This is a genomic window from Bacillus cereus group sp. BfR-BA-01379 (genome assembly GCF_022663605.1).
Lineage (GTDB): Bacteria > Bacillota > Bacilli > Bacillales > Bacillaceae_G > Bacillus_A > Bacillus_A mobilis.
The window spans coordinates 57541-74888 of sequence record NZ_JAKUFT010000004.1; the positions used below are offsets into that span (position 1 = coordinate 57541).

Genomic DNA, 17348 nt, shown 5'->3' on the forward strand with positions numbered 1-17348 from the left:
ATTATAGGTGATGAGGAAAGCGGAAATCAAAACATACTTCTTATACTTTGTCCATATATATGAAGAAGAAAGGGGAATGACGATGGATGTAAGAGAACACACTTTTTTCTCTCTGCTTATTATTAGTTATTTTATTGCCTTTGGGGTTATACTCGGTGGTTCATTAATTGGCGGCTTTGGTGCATTTCTTATCGGAAAACCAACTCTAACCTACATTAATCAATTCGCCCAAAATTTAAGGATTTGGGCACTCGTTGCAGCAATTGGCGGAACATTTGATACTTTTTATAGCTTTGAAAGAAGTTTCTTTGGCGGAGATATGAAAGATATCGTAAAACAAATTCTCCTTATTTTTTTCGCAACGGGTGGTATGCAAACAGGTCTTACTATTATTAAATGGCTGACGCAGGAACATGTATGAGAGTACCAAGTGCCAATACAGCAAAAAAATGGTATTTAGTTTTAGCTGGTGCTGCTGTTGGAGGCGTGTTGAGCTGGTTTATTTTTTTGTACATATACGGTGTTTTTCAAGAAGAACAAGCTAGTAAAATAGCAGAACAACGAGAAATTATAGAAAAACAAGAAGCAAAGCTCCACGTCCTTCTCGAAGATCAAGAAAAATTGAATACAGAAAATAAACGACTCTTAACTATTCAAGAGATTAAAATAAAAATAATTAATCGAGAAAAATACGATTTAGACAATCTTACACTCGAAAACATGACCACTTCTATTCATAATGACCTCCAGCACCTTTTAACGAAAAACATACAAAGTATCGCAAAAAATAAAGACCTGCTCAAAAAAGCAATCGAAAATAAAACGTATAAACATTACGATCGTCTATACCGCTTTAAAGTCGATACAATATCTTTTGATACCGTGCTTGAAATTAGCATTACTATAGAGAAAGAAAAATAAAGAAGGAGGGCTTTAGCGCCGCTCCTTCTTTTTGTCCTACTATATAATCTCTTATCTACACAGCTCACGTAAATCAGCAAAAAGACGATCCGCTTCTTCCCAAGAAGATGCTTTTGCACCAGAAGCCATCGGATGCCCTCCGCCATTATATTGCATTGCTAATTTATTTATCACTGGTCCTTTTGAACGAAGACGAACACGAATCACATCGTCTTCCTCTAAAAATAGAACCCACGACTTTAATCCATCAATATTACCAAGTGCTCCAACAACGCCAGATGCCTCAGAAGGAAGTACATCAAACTTTTCTAATACTTCTTTCGTTAATTTAATGTAAGCTGCCCCTTCTTCTACCATCGTAAAGTTTTGTAAAATGTAGCCGTTCAAACGAGCAATCTTTTCTTTCGTCTTATACATTTCATTGTATAAATCTGTGAATTTCACATCCATATCAACAAGCTCACTTACATAACGAAGTGTTTTCGCTGTTGTATTCGGGAATAAGAAACGACCTGTATCCCCAACAATACCCGCTAAAATAAGACGAGCTGCTTCTTTTGTTATCTGTAATCCTTTATCTTTTCCATAACTGTAAAACTCATAAATCATTTCACTTGTAGAACTTGCTGTCGTATCTACCCACGTAATATCTCCATACGGATCTTCATTCGGATGATGGTCAATTTTAATTAACATCTTCCCTTTTGCGTAGCGTTGATCGTCAACACGTTCTTGGTTCGCAGTATCACATACGATAACAAGTGCATTTTCATATACACTATCTTCAACATCATCCATTACTCGTAAATATTCTAGTGACGGTTCATTGTACCCAACCGTATAAATATTTTTCTCTGGAAACGATTCTTGTAGAATGGTACCAAGACCGCCCTGTGAACCTAACGCATCTGGATCTGGACGTACATGACGATGAATAATAATTGTATCAAACTCTTTAATTGCTGCTAAAATTTGTTCATGCATATGTATAATCTCCTTTTTACTCAACTTCTTCACTTTATCTTCCATTATAACGGAAAGTATTTCATACATGCGAACAATTGCTTTATAATAAAAGTTAGAAAGTTTAGATATTTCTTTTTTCTCCACTATTATTTTTTACAAAGCGATGGGAGTGTGCATTATGCCAGTATTAGTCTTCTGTATTATCGTCTCATTTATGTTGTACCTCTTCTACAAAACAAAATACTTTCGTACAAACCGCCCAATGGAGAAAGGTTGGCTCTCAGGAAAATCCGCAATGGCACTCGGTTCATTCGTCTTATTCTTCGGGATAAATCAATTCTTTTTAGAACTTTCAACAGCTCGTATTATCGTTGGTGTTTTATTTGTTCTATTTGGTAGTGCAAGTGTATTTAATGGATTTCGCCAATACAAACATTTCTTACCATTAGCCGTTGAAGAAGCCGAATCTGTCTGAAGCAACGTAAAAAAAGCATCAATATTGTGATGCTTTTTTACGTCCTCTAACTTTCAAAATCATATATGCAACAAACGCAGACGGTATATTAAAGAGATTCCCTTGTACGTGGAAATGTAATTGTTCTTCCTCAAAAGACATTTTTTCATACAGCTCTCGCTGAGATAATCCTGTTCGTTTCTTTTTTTCATGTAAACCTTGTAAGTATAAATATTGAAACGGTATCATCACAAGAAAGTAAAATAGCGCGATTCCACCAAAGAAGAGCACTTCTGATGACATATTGCATACCACCTTCCCGAAATCCATTTTCTTACAATGTAATTATAACATAATATATAACCTAATTAAATCACTATTCTGTCTTCTTTATATAACCGTCTCTCCACATAACTCTTTTTCAGCATACTGGACATATCGTCGGATAAAAGCACCGGGGTCTTTTCTAATAGGCTCGATATCAAGCCTTAACGGAATCTTTCCCGCCATATAAAAAATTCTTGAGGCAGTCCCAAGTCGAATGACTGGTTCCGAAATATTTTCCCCATATCCCATCATGAAATTCCCCCATACATCTTCTAACTGTCCCGAAGCAATTAAATGTAATCTCGGAACACCGATATCAAACTCTTTATATCCAAATCCACATTCATCAAAATCAAGTAAATACCAATCCTCTTTGTCTACAAGAACATTACCAAAATGCATATCCCCATGAACAAATTGTTTTTCTCCTAGTTGAGTTGAATTTGTGAGTTCTTGTATTCTTTCTGCAATTTTCATGCATTTATGCTTATCCGCATGCGATAGAAATGAAGCATTTAGTAATCGCTGTAAAGGCTCGTGGATTATCTTTTGCTTACTATATATAGGCCTTTCGTAACCTCTCCAAGTTTGCGGTACTCTTTTGAGCACTTCATTTGTTTTTTCATGAAACATTCGCATTAGTGATCCAAGTTTTTCATAGTCCCTATCCCTTGGTTCTAAAATTTCACTTCCGTTTATAAACCTAAAGACAATAAAACACTGGATACTTCCCTCATCTTTCATAACAGATGTGACCCAATCACCATTTTTATTTGCAACTACTTCTGGTACTAACATTTGTTTTTGCATCGCTATTAACCAATGTATTTCAGCCTCTATTTGCCCGGATGTATAACGTCCTTCTCTATACTGCCTAACTACAAATTTATTTTTGTCCGATTCGAATAGATATGTTTGATTTTCTCCCCCATGCAACAATGAAACTTTCGTAAGATTATTTAAATTATATTGCTTACATAACTGCTCTGTAATGTAAAAATCCATTCTTCTCCCCCTAGTTCATATAGTGAAGCATCGTTTCCCTATTCAATTACACGATTGTTATCTCTTAACGATTAGTAACGTAATCGACTAACAATCAATTTTCTATCCACATTGATACATATCCTTCTATTTTTTCACTTCTCTACCCGAACTCTTACATAGCTTAAGTATTAACTTCAAAACCCAATAAAACAAAATAAAGTTAAAAAAAACCTAATGGATTAAACCAGCATTCCCATCCACCATAATAAACAAACGTTTCAGCTGGTATACCAAAGTAAAGAAAGTCCGGCTCATTTTCTCCTGATATAGGAATAAAGGCGCCCACACTAGCAAGAGTTAAACTTATAAAATACAGCCTCTTTTTAATAGCATTCATTCTTCTATGCGTTAACACATGCATAATGATGAAACATACGACCACTAAAAAGAAAATGATTCCGTCTATTCGCTTCCTCCTTATCGCTATTCCATTTCCACATCTTCAAATTTTTTAGTCTTTTACTATAAATATGAAATGATACGCTATTTATTTTTGTTTCTATCCTTTTAAATAAAAAAATGGAACAAACCAAAGCGGCTTGCTCCATCTTTTTATTTATCGATCAACTGCACCATAAGTAATGCTTTCCCGACAACATTACCTTCATGATGTACTTCTACATCCACCTTACCAAATTTACGCCCAATTTCTAATACTTTCGGATGAACCGATACAACATTGTCAATTTGAACTGGTTTCACGAAATAAATTGTTAAGTTCTCAACAATTAAATCACTTTTCTTTTGCGCACGAATAACACGGTTCGTTGCTTCCGTCACAATCGTTGTGAATACACCGTAAGATAACGTTCCGATTGAATTGGTCATTTGCGGCGTCACTGAAAATTGATATAGATGTTCATTTTTTGCTTCTTTCGGTGTCATGAATTGATTCGTTACAATATCATCGATTGTTTCCCCGACTTGTGGTTGACGCTGAATCATTTGCAACGCCTGAAGTACATCTTGACGGCTAATAATACCTTGCAGTTTATTTCCTTCATCGACAACAGGAAGTAACTCAATACCTTCCCACACCATCATACGTGCCGCAGCCGCGACAGACATTTTTCCATTTACCGTAATTGGATGTTTTGTCATCACTTTATCAATTGGTGTTTCTTTCGCTACACCGATCATATCTTTTGAAGTTACAATACCTAATACCTTTTTGTTTTCATCAACAATTGGATATCTTCCGTGCATCGTCTCTTCGTTATACGCATGCCATTGCTGTACTGTATCACCTGGTTTTAAATATAGTGTCTCTTCAATTGGTGTTAAAATATCTTCAACGAGTACTATTTCTTTTTTAATAAGCTGATCGTAAATTGCACGGTTAATTAACGTCGCAACTGTAAATGTATCGTAACTACTTGAAATAATCGGCAGTTTTAATTCATCTGCCAATTTCTTCACATGATCTTCCGTATCAAATCCACCCGTAATCAATACCGCAGCTCCAGCTTCTAACGCTAATTGATGTGCGTTCGTACGATTACCGATAATCAGTAAGTTTCCTGCTTCTGTATAGCGCATCATCGCTTCTAATTTCATTGCCCCGATTACGAATTTATTTAACGTCTTATGTAGTCCTTCTCTGCCCCCAAGTACTTGACCATCGACAATGTTAACAACCTCAGCGTATGTCAGCTTTTCAATATTCTCTTTCTTCTTTTGTTCAATTCGAATTGTTCCGACACGTTCAATCGTACTAACATATCCTTTATTTTCTGCATCTTTAATTGCACGGTAAGCTGTCCCTTCACTTACACTCAAATCTTTCGCAATTTGCCTTACAGAAATTTTATGCCCTACTGGCAGGCTATTAATATGTTCTAAAATTTGGTTATGCTTGGTAGCCAAATGGTTTCACCATACTTTCTTTTCCCTAAATTCTTCATGTGTTGTATTTTCAGTATACTATATTTTCAAAACTGTTACACTCTCTCTTTGTATGTCTGTACTATTTTTTTTATAACAAAATACGCCTTACATTATACTACTTCTTCTATTACAACAATGTAATGGTATTGTCATCTCGTTCGATAGTTTGTCCAGCCGCTTCAATATACAATGAAGACAAGAAATGAAACAAAGGAGCGGATACATGATGAAAAAATTATTAGAAGTTGTAGGTGCTGTATTTTTAGCTTTCGTAGACGGGAAAAAAGTTGCAATGGAATTGAATGAAACACCTGAACAACCACTTCCAAAAAGAAAAGAATCACCAAAACAAGTACAAACTTTAAAAGCTGTCCTACACACGTAAAAAACCCTTCACTTGTCTTTTCAAATGAAGGGTTTCTTTTCTATAGTGTAATACTTTCTCCAGCCGCTAATACTTTCCCTGTACAATTTTGTAGCTTTTCTACAAATTGATGTGGATCTTGTTCAATTACTGGGAACGTATTGTAATGCATCGGTACAACAGTTTTCGCCTCAACCCATTTTGCTGCTAAAACAGCATCTTCTGGTCCCATTGTGAAATTATCACCAATTGGTAAAAATGCCAGATCAATGTTGTTCAGTTCCCCAATTAATTTCATATCAGAGAATAGAGCGGTATCTCCTGCATGGTACACAGTTTTCTCTTCTGCTGTAAATAAAATTCCTGCTGGCATACCTGTATATGTAATCGTCTTATTTTCTTCATCAATATAACTAGAACCGTGGAATGCTTGTGTAAACTTCACTTTTCCGAAGTCAAATTCATGCGAACCACCAATATGCATCGGATGTGTATTCACACCTTGCCAACTTAAAAAGGTCGCTAGTTCAAATGGTGCCACAACAACTGCATTATTTTTCTTCGCAAGCTCTACTGTATCGCCAACATGATCACCATGTCCATGCGATAAAAGAATCGCATCTACTTTAACATCTTCAGCCTTTAAATCTGTTGTAGGATTTCCAGTTAAAAATGGGTCAATTAAAATCACCTTTCCATTCGTTTCAATCTTTACAACTGAATGCCCGTGATAAGATACTTTCATTACTACATTCCTCCCCTATTCACATTCTCACTTTTTATTCTACATGATTTTTAAATTCCCTGTCTTTTCTAACATCTATTTACTTGTCATAACGCTTTCCTCCGATGTAAAGTTATATTTGTAATTAAATATCTCGGGGGTGCCAATCGATGAATGCTAGATTAGAAAATTTAATGCAATGGCTAAAAGAAAAAAACGTAGAAGCTGCGTTCTTAACTTCTACACCAAACGTTTTCTACATGACAAACTTCCACTGTGAACCACACGAAAGACTTCTTGGTATGTTTGTATTCCAAGAAAAAGAGCCTATTTTAATTTGTCCTAAAATGGAAGAAGGTCAAGCGCGTAACGCTGGCTGGGCACATGAAATTATCGGATTTACTGATACTGACAGACCATGGGATATGATTGCAAAAGCAATTAAAGACCGCGGCATCAATGCAAACGCAGTTGCAATTGAAAAAGAACATTTAAACGTAGAACGTTACGAAGAATTAACAAAACTATTCCCAAATGCAGCTTTCAAATCAGCTGAAGAAAAAGTTCGCGAACTTCGTTTAATTAAAGATGAAAAAGAACTTTCTATTTTACGTGAAGCAGCTAAAATGGCGGACTACGCTGTTGAAGTTGGTGTAAATGCAATTAAAGAAGATCGTAGCGAGCTAGAAGTACTAGCAATTATTGAACACGAATTAAAAACAAAGGGCATACATAAAATGTCATTTGATACGATGGTATTAGCAGGTGCAAACTCTGCTCTTCCACACGGTATTCCAGGTGCAAACAAAATGAAACGCGGCGATTTCGTACTATTTGATTTAGGTGTAATCATTGAAGGTTATTGCTCTGACATTACACGTACAGTAGCATTCGGTGAACTTTCTGAAGAACAAACTCGCATTTATAACACTGTACTTGCTGGACAACTACAAGCAGTTGAAGCATGTAAACCAGGTGTTACACTTGGCGCAATCGACAACGCTGCTCGCTCTGTGATTGCAGATGCAGGTTACGGCGACTTCTTCCCGCACCGCCTTGGTCACGGACTTGGAATTAGCGTACACGAATATCCAGATGTAAAAGCTGGTAACGAGTCTCCATTAAAAGAAGGTATGGTCTTCACAATCGAACCAGGTATTTACGTACCAAACGTAGGTGGCGTTCGTATTGAAGATGATATTTACATCACAAAAGACGGATCAGAAATTTTAACGAAATTCCCGAAAGAATTACAATTTGTGAAATAAGAAAAAAGGCAGCGTGATTGCTGCCTTTTTCTATTTCCGTTTTAAAACCATCTTCTCTTCATACTTATCATCCCATTTAATCACAATTTCTATCGGTTCATCTTTAGAAAGAGGTGCACAACTTACGCAAGAAGACTTCATTTCAACCTTTGCTCCTTTATGAACTTCCGAAGTTTGTGTCATTGTGCTAAAGGCTCCATTAATAGCAACCTCTAAATTTTTAAATTCTGTATTGCCATCTCCGCCTTTATACTGAAACGTAAACATTCCATCTTCACTGTCATCCTGAATATGCCCTTTATATTGCACCGTCCAACTTTTGCTCTCGCTAGAAAAAGTAACATACGAAAGTGAACAGCTTCCTAAAAAGAAAATACTAATCAAAAAGACTAATGCTCTCTTCATCATGCCCCTCCATTCAAAAGCATTTATTTATTGTCTATTTCTTCCTCTTATTATACTATTAAAATACAGAATTTTCTAAAATAGGAGGTTTATATGTTACAACAACAGTTAGAAGAAATTCGTAATAATAATTACATAATGGATAACACAATTAACATTGATTCTTTAAGTTCAAATATGCTTAAACACATAGGTGTTACTGATAGCTATTTAAGAGACAAACTTATTTACTCTACTTTTTACCATCTCATCAAAAAGGACTACATTTCACACACACAATTACAGAAATTATTATTAGAAAGCATCAGCGAAAACTATTTATTTTATAACATTCATTCAGATGACGAAGATGCTGTATTTACCCGTGCATTTACGACATTATTAATGGCGCTCCTTATTGATGCGGATACAAAATATAATTTCTTATCACAGAATGATATTTTAACTGTAAAAGATCACTTAATTCTATATATGAACAATGAACATGATTTCCGTGGATATGTTCAAGACCACGGCTGGGCGCATAGTATCGCTCATGCTTCTGATACATTTGAAGCGCTTGTGAATAGTCCTAAACTGGAAACTTTATATTACGAAGAGATACTACAAACTTTATTAAACAAAGTTTGTGTTCACTCCATCTATTACAAATATGAAGAAGATGAACGTATCGTTTATCCGATTGTCACAATGCTACAAAGTGGTCTAAAGGAAGAAGTACTCATATTAGCCCTTCAGGATTTAGTAGCTCGATTACCCGTCCAAAAACAAACATTACATATTAAATCGTATGAGTACTTATACGGAAATATAAAATCCTTCTTACGCAGCTTATTTTTCAGACTACGCACACTGTCTATATGTGAAGAAACCGAATGCGAAATTGAAAAATTATTACAAGAGCTTCCAAAATATTATTAAAAAAAGAAGGCCACTTAAAAAGTGCCTTCTTCTATTTCACTAATATTTAATTGAAATTTCACGATCCAAACTGAGAAAAGGTGGACAAGAAGCGCAAACGCCATACATGCTCCGCTTAAAAAAGTTAGTATAGGATGCGAATACACGTGCCCTAATCCATAGGATATCGCCACGAAAAACATTGTTATGTAAATATAAATTGCTCCATGTATTTGCCTCATATAAACCTCCTTTTCCCATATTATAACATAAATTTTCTGATTATTCACATTAATAACTTGTGATCAATATTTCTCAACTGTTACACCTCTAACAGCTGCCTTAATATATGGTGCTCCTTGTAAACTTTGTAAATCCTCTGTTTTGCCTGTTACAACTACACCATATATTTGTAAGTCTTTCGGTTCGGTGTTTTTGATTTCATTATAGTTTGTCCTAAAATACTCTTGAAATCCCCCTTTATTTTCACTTAAAGATTTCATAGATCCAAGAAACCCCGCTGAGTTTCCTTTAATATCCTCGTACTCGTCTTCCTTCTTATCAGCATAACTACCCTCAAAACCAAAAATATTCATTGATACCTCTGCATTTAACACCGCTCCCGTTTCAGGTTCTGCTAGTCCGGTATACGTCTCTGCTTTCGTTTCATCATATGTATCTACCCAAAACCACACAGGTCGTATTCCTTCAGGAAGCATTTTCACTACTTCCTCCGCTGTATATGCCTTATCAAAAGATAGAGCTACCTCTGCGACTTTATTCTGCAATTCACTAATTCTCTCTAAATCGTTCACATAGTTTAAATACTTTACAAAAGGTAAATAAAACCGCATTTCTCTTTGCATTGTCTGTCTATTGTAATCTTGTCTTGTCTCAAATTCTGATTGTTTATTTATATTCTCTTCTTCTAAACCGGTATTTCCATTATCATTTTTTTGACTATAACCAAAGATTGAATACTCATAAATTTCATCAATCCATTTAACTGGTTGTCCTTGAATATTTTTATAGGAACTGTACATCATTGTACCGCTAGCTATTCCCATACTTAGTTTTGTATGTCCATTAAAAATAATATTAGGCCCTTGAACACTGTGTCGTAAATATACTCTCTGATCCATTTCTCGCTTATTCTTCTCGTTAAAATAAATTAACAAACTCATACTACCTATAATCAAGACCAATGTCACAACTACTGAAATCACGAGATTTCTCCAAAACTGCTTCCTCTTCGCCTTCTTCATCAAAACTTTCATCTGCTTATCATCCATATTCAAATCAAAGTCCTTCCGACTCATCGTTTCTCCTCCTATACAATTTTTTAAATTGATTTCTTGCACGGTACAAACTTGTTTTCACTGTTTCTTCTTTCATACTTAATAAAATGGCAATTTCCTTATAAGATAGTTCATATTCATATTTCAACAGTAAGATATGACGATAATCCTCCGTCATCGTCTCCAATATTGCTTGTACCTCGCCTTGTAATTCACTTGTTAAAAGCACTTCATCTAACGACTTTTGACCAATAAAAACGACAGATTCAATCGCAATGGGATTTAGTCTTTTTTCTTTCCTATGTAAATCTCGGTGCTGATTTATCGCAACTCTAAAGAGCCACGGTGTTAAATGCTCTAACGGTATTTCCTCCATAAGTAATAAAGCTTTGTACAACGTATCTTGCACAATATCCTCTGCTTCTTTTCTATCTGCTCCAATCTTAATTAAATATCCAAACACAGCTTTTGACTTCTCTATTAATAATGTTTCAAACGTATCATAGCTCATCCTGCTCTCCTTTCTATATACTCAACGTTTGAGAGCGTAAAATGTATACAGCTTTTCTATAATTTTTTTCAAAATAAAAAAGCACATCTATTTTGATGCGCTTCTCTCCAACATACTATTCTATTATTTCATCGCTTCCTTCACAACATCTTGAATCATAACAACTTCTGTTTTCATATCAACAGACTGTACTTCTTCATCAATACATTCATACCAAAACGCTAAGTGCTTTTTATCAATTTCATGATGAGAATTTTCGACAAGAGCCCCAGCTTCTCCTTGCACAGAATACCAATATAAGTACTCCTCTCCATCTCTTATTTCCCGGAAAATTGTCTCAACGTACATCTTTTCGTCGTTTAGTGTCAAAAGCACTTCTTTCATATTGTCATTAAGAAGCCGCATCCATTCATCTACACGATGACTTTTACCTTGTTTCACTTTAAATCTCGTTAACTCCACATTCATTTTTATTCCCCCGTTTTCTTCCGTACAAACAATCTATATTCTATTGGATTATGAAAACTTAATTTACTAGCTAATTTTTGCGAAGGAATATTATCTACATAACAATCCCAGCACGGTGTAATATCATTTTTTATGCAATATTCAATGAACCGCGTTGCAACAGCTTGGGCTAATCCTTTCCCTTGATATGCTTTATGCGTTGCAATATCAATTTCAGCAAATCCATTCCCGCTAAATATCGAAACACATTCAGCTACAATTATCCCATCTTGTTCTATACAAAATCCGAAACCACCGTTCAAAAACGCTTCTTTTGATCCCCAATATTCTTTATAGTACTCCTCTGTAAATTCATTACTTCGTTCTATATCACTTTTATCAATACGCTTCACTTCATATGTATTTTTATTTGCATCTTGTTTTTTCTCTTCAAAGACTTCTCTTTGGAATTTCATTCGTGGCATATTCCGAAGTACATTACTAAAACGCCCTTCAATCATTATTTCCCACTCTTCACTTGAAGCGAAGAGTGTAAATCTCTTCTCTGTTTTTTCAATAGCCATTTTTAAATACATCAATAAATCTCCATTATAATTTTGATCATCCGTATCACCAAATAAATAATAGATACCGTTAGCTGTACGAATGAATCCTGCTGTTAACTTCTCGTTGGCAAAAATCTCACCATCTATCATTTGGTCACATACCGCATAAGCAAACGTCGTCGTTGTTGTATTACTTTCTAAAATCGGAAGGATTTCTCTATACTCGGCTACAGATAATTTTTTCATAATTGCTCCACTTTAATCGTATCAGCTTCTATATTTTCAAAACAAAGATTTACTGTTCTCTTTAATGCTCTCGTTCTATGAATCGTGCATGCTGGAATTAAGATAGAATCATTTGGCTTTAAAACCGCTGTTTCTCCATCTTCAAAATCGATAAGTAATTCTCCCTCTAACACAATAAATAATTCATCCGAATTAGAATGGTAGTGCCAATCATATTCACCAGTAAATACGGCTATTCGTAAGCAATGACTGTTTACAATTGAAACGGCGAAATTTTTATGTTGATCTTGAATGTCCTTTGTTAATTCTAATAGATTTACTTTCTCCACATTTATACACCCTTCTTCCGCGCTTTTTTTACACATAATTCTAAATTATCATAAATATCCACTGCTAACAGCAATTTTTTCATATAAAAAAGACCCTCCTCATAAAGGAAGGTCTCAAATGTATCTCTATTATGATAAAGCAGGAGCTTTTTCAAGAAGCTCTTTCGCATCAGCGTATTGTAAACCGTGAGCTTCTGCAACTGCTTCGAATGTTACATAACCATCTAATGTGTTAATACCTTTTAGTAATGCAGTATTGCCTAGGCAAGCATCTTTGTAGCCTTTGTTCGCAATTTGTACTGCATATGGTACTGTTACGTTTGTTAATGCAAGAGTTGATGTACGTGGAACCGCACCTGGCATATTAGCAACTGCATAATGAACAACGCCATGTTTTTCGTAAGTTGGGTTGTCGTGAGTTGTAATACGGTCAGTTGTTTCGAAAATACCACCTTGGTCAATCGCAATATCTACAACGACAGAACCTGGTTCCATTGATTGAATCATTTCTTCTGTTACAAGTTTTGGCGCTTTTGCACCTGGAATTAATACCGCACCAATCACAAGGTCAGATTCTTTTACAGCTTCCGCAATGTTGTATGGGTTAGACATTAACGTTTTTACTTGGTTACCGAAAATATCATCTAGTTGACGAAGACGTTCTGCACTTAAGTCGATGATTGTTACATCTGCACCTAAACCTACTGCAATCTTCGCTGCGTTTGTACCAGCTTGACCACCGCCGATAATTGTTACTTTGCCGCGTTTTACCCCTGGAACGCCTGCAAGTAAAATACCTTTACCGCCTTTGTTTTTCTCAAGGAATTGTGCACCGATTTGTGCAGACATACGACCAGCTACTTCACTCATAGGTGCAAGTAATGGTAAAGAACGATTGTCTAATTGCACTGTTTCGTATGCAATTGATACCACTTTGTTATCAATTAATGCTTTCGTTAATTCTGGTTCTGGAGCTAAGTGCAAGTATGTGAATAAAATTAAACCTTCGTGGAAATAACCATATTCACTTGCAACTGGCTCTTTTACCTTCATAACCATATCTTGATTCCATGCTTCTTCAGCAGTTTCAACAAGTTTCGCACCAGCTTGTACGTATTCTTCATCTGTAAAGCCTGATCCTATACCTGCTCCTTTTTGAACAAAAACTTCATGACCATTGTGTACTAAATGTACTGCTCCCGCTGGCGTCATTGCCACGCGATTTTCATTGTTTTTAATTTCTGTTGGAATACCGATACGCATTATTAGTTCCCCCTTGAGTTATGAAATGACCCCTGAATCATTTTTTAAAGCGCTTTCTACGCTCTTATATTTTAACATAATATCTCAATATTTGACAAAAAATAATACCAGTTTTCCGATAGATTTAATTTTACATTAAAGGACAGTATTATCCGCACCTCTCAGCGTACAGGATAAACTGTCCAATTATTCGAAACTTCACTTTATTTCGCTCTATCGATGTCTATGAATAACATCTACTGCACCAGTTACTTCAATAATTGTACCGGTAATCATATCGGAATCGTCCTCACATAAAAACGAAATCGTTCTTGCGATATCTTCACCTGTTCCAGATCTACCAATTGGTGTGTTCTGTTCTTTCAACTGACGTGCTTCTTGAATTGTCGCTTCTTTCATTTCACCAATAATATCACCAGGACATACCATGTTTGCAGTGATACCATATTCTGCTTCTTCGTAAGCAACTGTTTTCGTTAATGAAACAAGTCCTACTTTCGCTGCTGCAAAAGCTGAACGATAAATCCAGCCCGGTGCGCTATCTGCTCCTTGGAATCCGTAATTAATAATACGGCCAAAGTTTTGCTTTCTCATAACAGGAACGACAAGTTTCAACAAATGAAACACCGCTGTTAAATTACCCTGAATCATCTCATTCCATTCGTCTTCTTCATAATCGACTAACTTTTTCCGTTCAAATACATATGGACCAGCATTATTAATTAGAAAGTCAATTTTGCTAAAACGGCTTATCGCTGCTTCTACTATTTTATGTAAATCTTCCTTTTTCGTGACATCCGCTTGCACGAATTGTAGACGCTCTTCCATATTTTTATATGTTTCTTTCATCGCTTCCATAGCCGCTATATCGCTATGATATGTTACTGTGACTGAATACCCTTTAGCCAATAGCTTTTCTGTTACTTGCTTTCCTAAACCTTTCGTACCGGCTGTAATGAGCGCGTGTCTCACAAACATGCCTCCTTTTAAATTGCTATACTTCATATGTAACAAGTTCTTGCACCAATTACAACTAAAATGAATTGAAACAGAGTTTTCAAAATTCTGTAACGTTTCGGACAAGCACATTACCAAAATTTGTTTTATAATAAAGTTGTAAACGGTAATAAAAATGATTGGGAGGAATTTACTATGAATAATACATATACAAATATTTTAATCGCGGTGGACGGTTCTAAAGAAGCAGAAAAAGCCTTTAAAAAAGCAATTCAAGTCGCAAAACGAAACGATGCAACATTAACAATTGCTCATATCGTTGATGTAAAAGCATACTCAGCAGTAGAGGCTTATAGCCGCGCAATTGCTGAACGTGCAAATCTATTTGCAGAAGACTTATTAGAAGACTACAAAAAAACTGCGCTTGAAGCTGGCCTTGAAAAAATTGAAACTGTATTAGAATTTGGTAATCCTAAATCTAAAATTTCAAAAGAAATCGCTCCAAATCATAAAGTAGATTTAATTATGTGTGGTGCAACTGGTTTAAATGCTGTTGAGCGTTTCCTAATTGGTAGCGTCTCTGAACATATTATTCGCTATGCGAAATGCGATGTCCTTGTTGTTCGTGGTGATGAGGAGCAAGGTGATCTTTAATTTATTAATAAAACACTAAGTCCATATGTTTTACTGAAGAATAAGGGAAATGAAGCTTGAGGCTCGAATGAACGATAAATACATGTTGTTAAACAATGATAAGAAAATAAAAAAGGAGTGGGTAATCCACTCCTTTTTTTCACGACATGCCTTTCTTCATAGGAATAAATCTTCTCTGTTTTTTCTCTACTCTTACATGGATTTTAAAATCCTCATTTTTCAATTGACTATTTAATAAAGTTTAAACTGTATTCTACTTAATTCTTTGAGCGATTGGATGATTCTCTTTTAGTTGTAACAAATCCCATAAATTCCCGTACAAATCCTTAAATACTGCAACTATTCCATATTCTTGCTCTTTCGGCTCCCTCACAAATTCTATTCCTCTTGAAATCATTTCATTATAATCTCTCCAAAAATCGTCAGTATTTAAGAAAAGAAAAACTCTGCCGCCTGACTGGTTACCGATAAAGGAATCTGGTTCCGGTTTAGATGCTCTAGCCAGTAATATTGTGGTGCCGACTGAACCAGGAGGAGATACCACTACCCATCTTTTGTTTTGCTCTGGCTGATATATATCTTGGACTAATGTGAAATTTAGTTTCTTTGTATAGAACTCTATTGCCTCATCGTAGTCTTTTACTACTAATGCGATATGAACTATTGATTGAACCATTATTATCCCTCCTATTATTACTAAATAAGAAAATTATAGTATAACATTTCTTGCTTTAATCTATCTATTAGCTTAATATTACAAGCTCTTGTTTTTCTTCATTTCACATACTTCACTATAAACACAAGACAAACAATCACTACAACAGCTACTGCCAGCACATATGGCGGTAAGAACTTCAAAGACCATAATGCCATCATAATCGTCGCAACCGTCAAATACGTTTGCTTTGCATCTTCTGTCATTTTTTTACGAAGCAAGAACACATACAAATAACCGATTGGCGGCGTGATAAAGCACAGAACATATATGATTTTAGATTTTAAATACCATTTTTGTTCTCCAAGTTTCTGTATATCTTCTTCTATTCTCTTATGCTCTTGTTCTCTCGCTTCTTCTACAAGCGAATCTTCCTCTTCTCCTCGTTTTCCTTTCATATAAGGAAGAAAGTGCATGAAAAAATAATATGCAAATACGAACGCTCCAAATCCAATATCTAATCTTTCTAATGGAATATGCTCACTAAAAAAAACAGCAATAAGTACTAAAGAAAAACAGTACGTCGTCATCCAAAAGGAACGTTTTCTCTTTTTCCGTTCCATTTCTTTTTTATTTTGTACATGTTTTCTTTTCGAAAGCCATATTGAAATACAGCAATCTACTACAAATAGAATAAAAATAAATATCCCAACATGTACTGTTTCTACATCCTTAAATGAAAAGATATTTGGGAATGCACCGTGTAATACGATTAGCGTGTACAAAATTAACCCAACAAAATAAATACGTCTCATTTTCCATTCCTTTCTTATTTCCTAACTTTAGGTTAACATACATTTTTTAGAAATAGATGGACAAAATATAGATGTTTAAAAAAGGAGGATGCTACATGAATGATTCTGAACGTATTATTTTAGATGTGAACGGGAAAGAGCTCGAAATGTTAGATACAATCCGTACACATTTCAAAGAAAGACATGGTGTGGAACTAAGTAACGGTGCATTACTACGAGATTTGATGGATATTGAGTTTATTCGAATTACGGAAGATCGACATAAATATGATTAATTTTAGGCGGTGGAGAAGATTTCTCCACCACTTTTTTTGAAAGACAAGAAAATAAATCAATAGGACGAG

At 35.3% G+C, this 17348-nt stretch carries 24 protein-coding genes and 1 pseudogene; 8 read left to right on the plus strand and 17 right to left on the minus strand.

Going from position 1 to position 17348, the window contains the following annotated elements; translation table 11 throughout:
- Window positions 1–7 precede the first annotated feature (7 nt).
- Both ytrH and ytrI read left to right on the plus strand, forming a co-directional pair.
- Window positions 8–421, plus strand: coding sequence for a sporulation membrane protein YtrH (gene ytrH / locus MR113_RS02705; RefSeq protein ID WP_073516695.1), 414 nt, complete (start codon window positions 8–10; stop codon window positions 419–421).
- Window positions 418–921 (plus strand): sporulation membrane protein YtrI, encoded by a 504-nt coding sequence (gene ytrI, locus MR113_RS02710; RefSeq protein WP_061677035.1) that lies wholly within the window; start codon window positions 418–420, stop codon window positions 919–921. The genes ytrH and ytrI overlap by 4 nt, the downstream gene beginning before the upstream one ends.
- 51 nt (window positions 922–972) lie before the next feature.
- Here the strand turns inward: ytrI and MR113_RS02715 are convergent, their stop codons facing one another.
- Window positions 973–1905, minus strand: a complete 933-nt coding sequence (locus tag MR113_RS02715; protein WP_242250873.1) for a DHH family phosphoesterase — start codon at window positions 1903–1905, stop codon at window positions 973–975.
- A gap of 160 nt (window positions 1906–2065) precedes the next feature.
- On the opposite strand from MR113_RS02715, the gene MR113_RS02720 reads away from it, so the two are divergent.
- A complete protein-coding gene (locus MR113_RS02720) occupies window positions 2066–2362 on the plus strand; it encodes a YtpI family protein (RefSeq protein WP_001144772.1) in 297 nt (98 codons plus the stop codon).
- 18 nt (window positions 2363–2380) lie between these two features.
- On the opposite strand, the gene MR113_RS02725 is transcribed toward MR113_RS02720, so the two are convergent.
- The 4 genes and pseudogenes from MR113_RS02725 to MR113_RS02740 all read right to left on the minus strand — a co-directional run bounded on the left by MR113_RS02725 (window position 2381) and on the right by MR113_RS02740 (window position 5581).
- Window positions 2381–2644 carry a DUF3949 domain-containing protein gene (locus MR113_RS02725; RefSeq protein ID WP_073516697.1) on the minus strand — a complete coding sequence of 88 codons (264 nt, stop codon included), beginning with the start codon at window positions 2642–2644 and terminating at the stop codon, window positions 2381–2383.
- A gap of 87 nt (window positions 2645–2731) precedes the next feature.
- Window positions 2732–3673 (minus strand): phosphotransferase enzyme family protein, encoded by a 942-nt coding sequence (locus MR113_RS02730; protein WP_242250874.1) that lies wholly within the window; start codon window positions 3671–3673, stop codon window positions 2732–2734.
- A gap of 126 nt (window positions 3674–3799) precedes the next feature.
- Window positions 3800–4121, minus strand: a pseudogene (locus MR113_RS02735) (hypothetical protein).
- Between the two features lie 146 nt (window positions 4122–4267).
- Window positions 4268–5581, minus strand: coding sequence for a CBS domain-containing protein (locus MR113_RS02740; protein ID WP_061677030.1), 1314 nt, complete (start codon window positions 5579–5581; stop codon window positions 4268–4270).
- 247 nt (window positions 5582–5828) lie between these two features.
- Here MR113_RS02740 and MR113_RS02745 point away from each other — a divergent pair, with 247 nt between their 5' ends.
- Window positions 5829–5987 carry a hypothetical protein gene (locus MR113_RS02745; protein WP_170956879.1) on the plus strand — a complete coding sequence of 53 codons (159 nt, stop codon included), beginning with the start codon at window positions 5829–5831 and terminating at the stop codon, window positions 5985–5987.
- Between the two features lie 40 nt (window positions 5988–6027).
- Here the strand turns inward: MR113_RS02745 and MR113_RS02750 are convergent, their stop codons facing one another.
- The gene (locus MR113_RS02750; RefSeq protein ID WP_242250875.1) at window positions 6028–6711 is read right to left on the minus strand and encodes a metal-dependent hydrolase; all 684 of its coding nucleotides are present in this window, start codon (window positions 6709–6711) and stop codon (window positions 6028–6030) included.
- A gap of 149 nt (window positions 6712–6860) precedes the next feature.
- On the opposite strand from MR113_RS02750, the gene pepQ reads away from it, so the two are divergent.
- Window positions 6861–7958: a Xaa-Pro dipeptidase gene (gene pepQ / locus MR113_RS02755; protein ID WP_061677028.1), complete on the plus strand. Its 1098-nt coding sequence runs from the start codon at window positions 6861–6863 to the stop codon at window positions 7956–7958.
- A gap of 30 nt (window positions 7959–7988) precedes the next feature.
- On the opposite strand, the gene MR113_RS02760 is transcribed toward pepQ, so the two are convergent.
- On the minus strand, window positions 7989–8363 hold the full coding sequence (locus MR113_RS02760) for a hypothetical protein (RefSeq protein ID WP_242250876.1): 375 nt from the start codon (window positions 8361–8363) through the stop codon (window positions 7989–7991).
- 93 nt (window positions 8364–8456) lie between these two features.
- Between MR113_RS02760 and MR113_RS02765 the strand changes: the two genes are divergently transcribed.
- Window positions 8457–9284, plus strand: a complete 828-nt coding sequence (locus tag MR113_RS02765) for a DUF2785 domain-containing protein (RefSeq protein WP_242250877.1) — start codon at window positions 8457–8459, stop codon at window positions 9282–9284.
- A gap of 14 nt (window positions 9285–9298) precedes the next feature.
- On the opposite strand, the gene MR113_RS02770 is transcribed toward MR113_RS02765, so the two are convergent.
- The 8 genes from MR113_RS02770 to MR113_RS02805 form a co-directional block, all read right to left on the minus strand.
- On the minus strand, window positions 9299–9505 hold the full coding sequence (locus tag MR113_RS02770) for a hypothetical protein (RefSeq protein WP_001248905.1): 207 nt from the start codon (window positions 9503–9505) through the stop codon (window positions 9299–9301).
- Window positions 9506–9568: 63 nt separating this feature from the next.
- Window positions 9569–10582: an anti-sigma factor gene (locus MR113_RS02775; protein ID WP_242250878.1), complete on the minus strand. Its 1014-nt coding sequence runs from the start codon at window positions 10580–10582 to the stop codon at window positions 9569–9571.
- Complete coding sequence (locus MR113_RS02780) at window positions 10563–11072, minus strand: RNA polymerase sigma factor (protein WP_242250879.1); 510 nt, start codon at window positions 11070–11072, stop codon at window positions 10563–10565. The genes MR113_RS02775 and MR113_RS02780 overlap by 20 nt, the downstream gene beginning before the upstream one ends.
- A gap of 123 nt (window positions 11073–11195) precedes the next feature.
- Window positions 11196–11540 (minus strand): DUF6176 family protein, encoded by a 345-nt coding sequence (locus MR113_RS02785; protein ID WP_242250880.1) that lies wholly within the window; start codon window positions 11538–11540, stop codon window positions 11196–11198.
- A 2-nt stretch (window positions 11541–11542) separates the two neighbouring features.
- Window positions 11543–12331 (minus strand): GNAT family N-acetyltransferase, encoded by a 789-nt coding sequence (locus tag MR113_RS02790; protein WP_242250881.1) that lies wholly within the window; start codon window positions 12329–12331, stop codon window positions 11543–11545.
- Window positions 12328–12660, minus strand: a complete 333-nt coding sequence (locus MR113_RS02795; RefSeq protein WP_242250882.1) for a cupin domain-containing protein — start codon at window positions 12658–12660, stop codon at window positions 12328–12330. Before MR113_RS02795 ends, MR113_RS02790 begins: the two co-directional genes overlap by 4 nt.
- A gap of 129 nt (window positions 12661–12789) precedes the next feature.
- The gene (ald, locus tag MR113_RS02800) at window positions 12790–13923 is read right to left on the minus strand and encodes an alanine dehydrogenase (protein WP_061677019.1); all 1134 of its coding nucleotides are present in this window, start codon (window positions 13921–13923) and stop codon (window positions 12790–12792) included.
- Window positions 13924–14136: 213 nt separating this feature from the next.
- A complete protein-coding gene (locus MR113_RS02805) occupies window positions 14137–14928 on the minus strand; it encodes an SDR family oxidoreductase (RefSeq protein WP_242250883.1) in 792 nt (263 codons plus the stop codon).
- 147 nt (window positions 14929–15075) lie between these two features.
- Here MR113_RS02805 and MR113_RS02810 point away from each other — a divergent pair, with 147 nt between their 5' ends.
- A complete protein-coding gene (locus tag MR113_RS02810; protein WP_063260721.1) occupies window positions 15076–15534 on the plus strand; it encodes a universal stress protein in 459 nt (152 codons plus the stop codon).
- Window positions 15535–15787: 253 nt separating this feature from the next.
- Here the strand turns inward: MR113_RS02810 and MR113_RS02815 are convergent, their stop codons facing one another.
- Both MR113_RS02815 and MR113_RS02820 read right to left on the minus strand, forming a co-directional pair.
- Window positions 15788–16210, minus strand: a complete 423-nt coding sequence (locus MR113_RS02815) for a VOC family protein (protein WP_242250884.1) — start codon at window positions 16208–16210, stop codon at window positions 15788–15790.
- 98 nt (window positions 16211–16308) lie between these two features.
- Window positions 16309–17004, minus strand: coding sequence for a hypothetical protein (locus MR113_RS02820; protein ID WP_242250885.1), 696 nt, complete (start codon window positions 17002–17004; stop codon window positions 16309–16311).
- Between the two features lie 95 nt (window positions 17005–17099).
- Between MR113_RS02820 and MR113_RS02825 the strand changes: the two genes are divergently transcribed.
- Window positions 17100–17279 carry a ProA domain protein gene (locus MR113_RS02825; protein ID WP_242250886.1) on the plus strand — a complete coding sequence of 60 codons (180 nt, stop codon included), beginning with the start codon at window positions 17100–17102 and terminating at the stop codon, window positions 17277–17279.
- The last annotated feature ends 69 nt before the right edge of the window (window positions 17280–17348 follow it).

What these genes read in the sequence shown, in the direction of transcription:
- MR113_RS02785 (WP_242250880.1), bottom strand. Translation starts at nt 11,540, where the DNA reads ATGAATGTGGAGTTAACGAGATTTAAAGTGAAACAAGGTAAAAGTCAT.
- MR113_RS02825 (WP_242250886.1), top strand. Translation starts at nt 17,100, where the DNA reads ATGAATGATTCTGAACGTATTATTTTAGATGTGAACGGGAAAGAGCTC.
- MR113_RS02820 (WP_242250885.1), bottom strand. Translation starts at nt 17,004, where the DNA reads ATGAGACGTATTTATTTTGTTGGGTTAATTTTGTACACGCTAATCGTA.
- MR113_RS02770 (WP_001248905.1), bottom strand. Translation starts at nt 9,505, where the DNA reads ATGAGGCAAATACATGGAGCAATTTATATTTACATAACAATGTTTTTC.
- MR113_RS02805 (WP_242250883.1), bottom strand. Translation starts at nt 14,928, where the DNA reads ATGAAGTATAGCAATTTAAAAGGAGGCATGTTTGTGAGACACGCGCTC.
- MR113_RS02745 (WP_170956879.1), top strand. Translation starts at nt 5,829, where the DNA reads ATGAAAAAATTATTAGAAGTTGTAGGTGCTGTATTTTTAGCTTTCGTA.
- MR113_RS02810 (WP_063260721.1), top strand. Translation starts at nt 15,076, where the DNA reads ATGAATAATACATATACAAATATTTTAATCGCGGTGGACGGTTCTAAA.
- MR113_RS02725 (WP_073516697.1), bottom strand. Translation starts at nt 2,644, where the DNA reads ATGTCATCAGAAGTGCTCTTCTTTGGTGGAATCGCGCTATTTTACTTT.
- MR113_RS02780 (WP_242250879.1), bottom strand. Translation starts at nt 11,072, where the DNA reads ATGAGCTATGATACGTTTGAAACATTATTAATAGAGAAGTCAAAAGCT.
- ald (WP_061677019.1), bottom strand. Translation starts at nt 13,923, where the DNA reads ATGCGTATCGGTATTCCAACAGAAATTAAAAACAATGAAAATCGCGTG.
- MR113_RS02775 (WP_242250878.1), bottom strand. Translation starts at nt 10,582, where the DNA reads ATGAGTCGGAAGGACTTTGATTTGAATATGGATGATAAGCAGATGAAA.
- MR113_RS02715 (WP_242250873.1), bottom strand. Translation starts at nt 1,905, where the DNA reads ATGCATGAACAAATTTTAGCAGCAATTAAAGAGTTTGATACAATTATT.
- MR113_RS02760 (WP_242250876.1), bottom strand. Translation starts at nt 8,363, where the DNA reads ATGAAGAGAGCATTAGTCTTTTTGATTAGTATTTTCTTTTTAGGAAGC.
- ytrI (WP_061677035.1), top strand. Translation starts at nt 418, where the DNA reads ATGAGAGTACCAAGTGCCAATACAGCAAAAAAATGGTATTTAGTTTTA.
- MR113_RS02720 (WP_001144772.1), top strand. Translation starts at nt 2,066, where the DNA reads ATGCCAGTATTAGTCTTCTGTATTATCGTCTCATTTATGTTGTACCTC.
- MR113_RS02730 (WP_242250874.1), bottom strand. Translation starts at nt 3,673, where the DNA reads ATGGATTTTTACATTACAGAGCAGTTATGTAAGCAATATAATTTAAAT.
- MR113_RS02765 (WP_242250877.1), top strand. Translation starts at nt 8,457, where the DNA reads ATGTTACAACAACAGTTAGAAGAAATTCGTAATAATAATTACATAATG.
- MR113_RS02790 (WP_242250881.1), bottom strand. Translation starts at nt 12,331, where the DNA reads ATGAAAAAATTATCTGTAGCCGAGTATAGAGAAATCCTTCCGATTTTA.
- MR113_RS02815 (WP_242250884.1), bottom strand. Translation starts at nt 16,210, where the DNA reads ATGGTTCAATCAATAGTTCATATCGCATTAGTAGTAAAAGACTACGAT.
- MR113_RS02750 (WP_242250875.1), bottom strand. Translation starts at nt 6,711, where the DNA reads ATGAAAGTATCTTATCACGGGCATTCAGTTGTAAAGATTGAAACGAAT.
- pepQ (WP_061677028.1), top strand. Translation starts at nt 6,861, where the DNA reads ATGAATGCTAGATTAGAAAATTTAATGCAATGGCTAAAAGAAAAAAAC.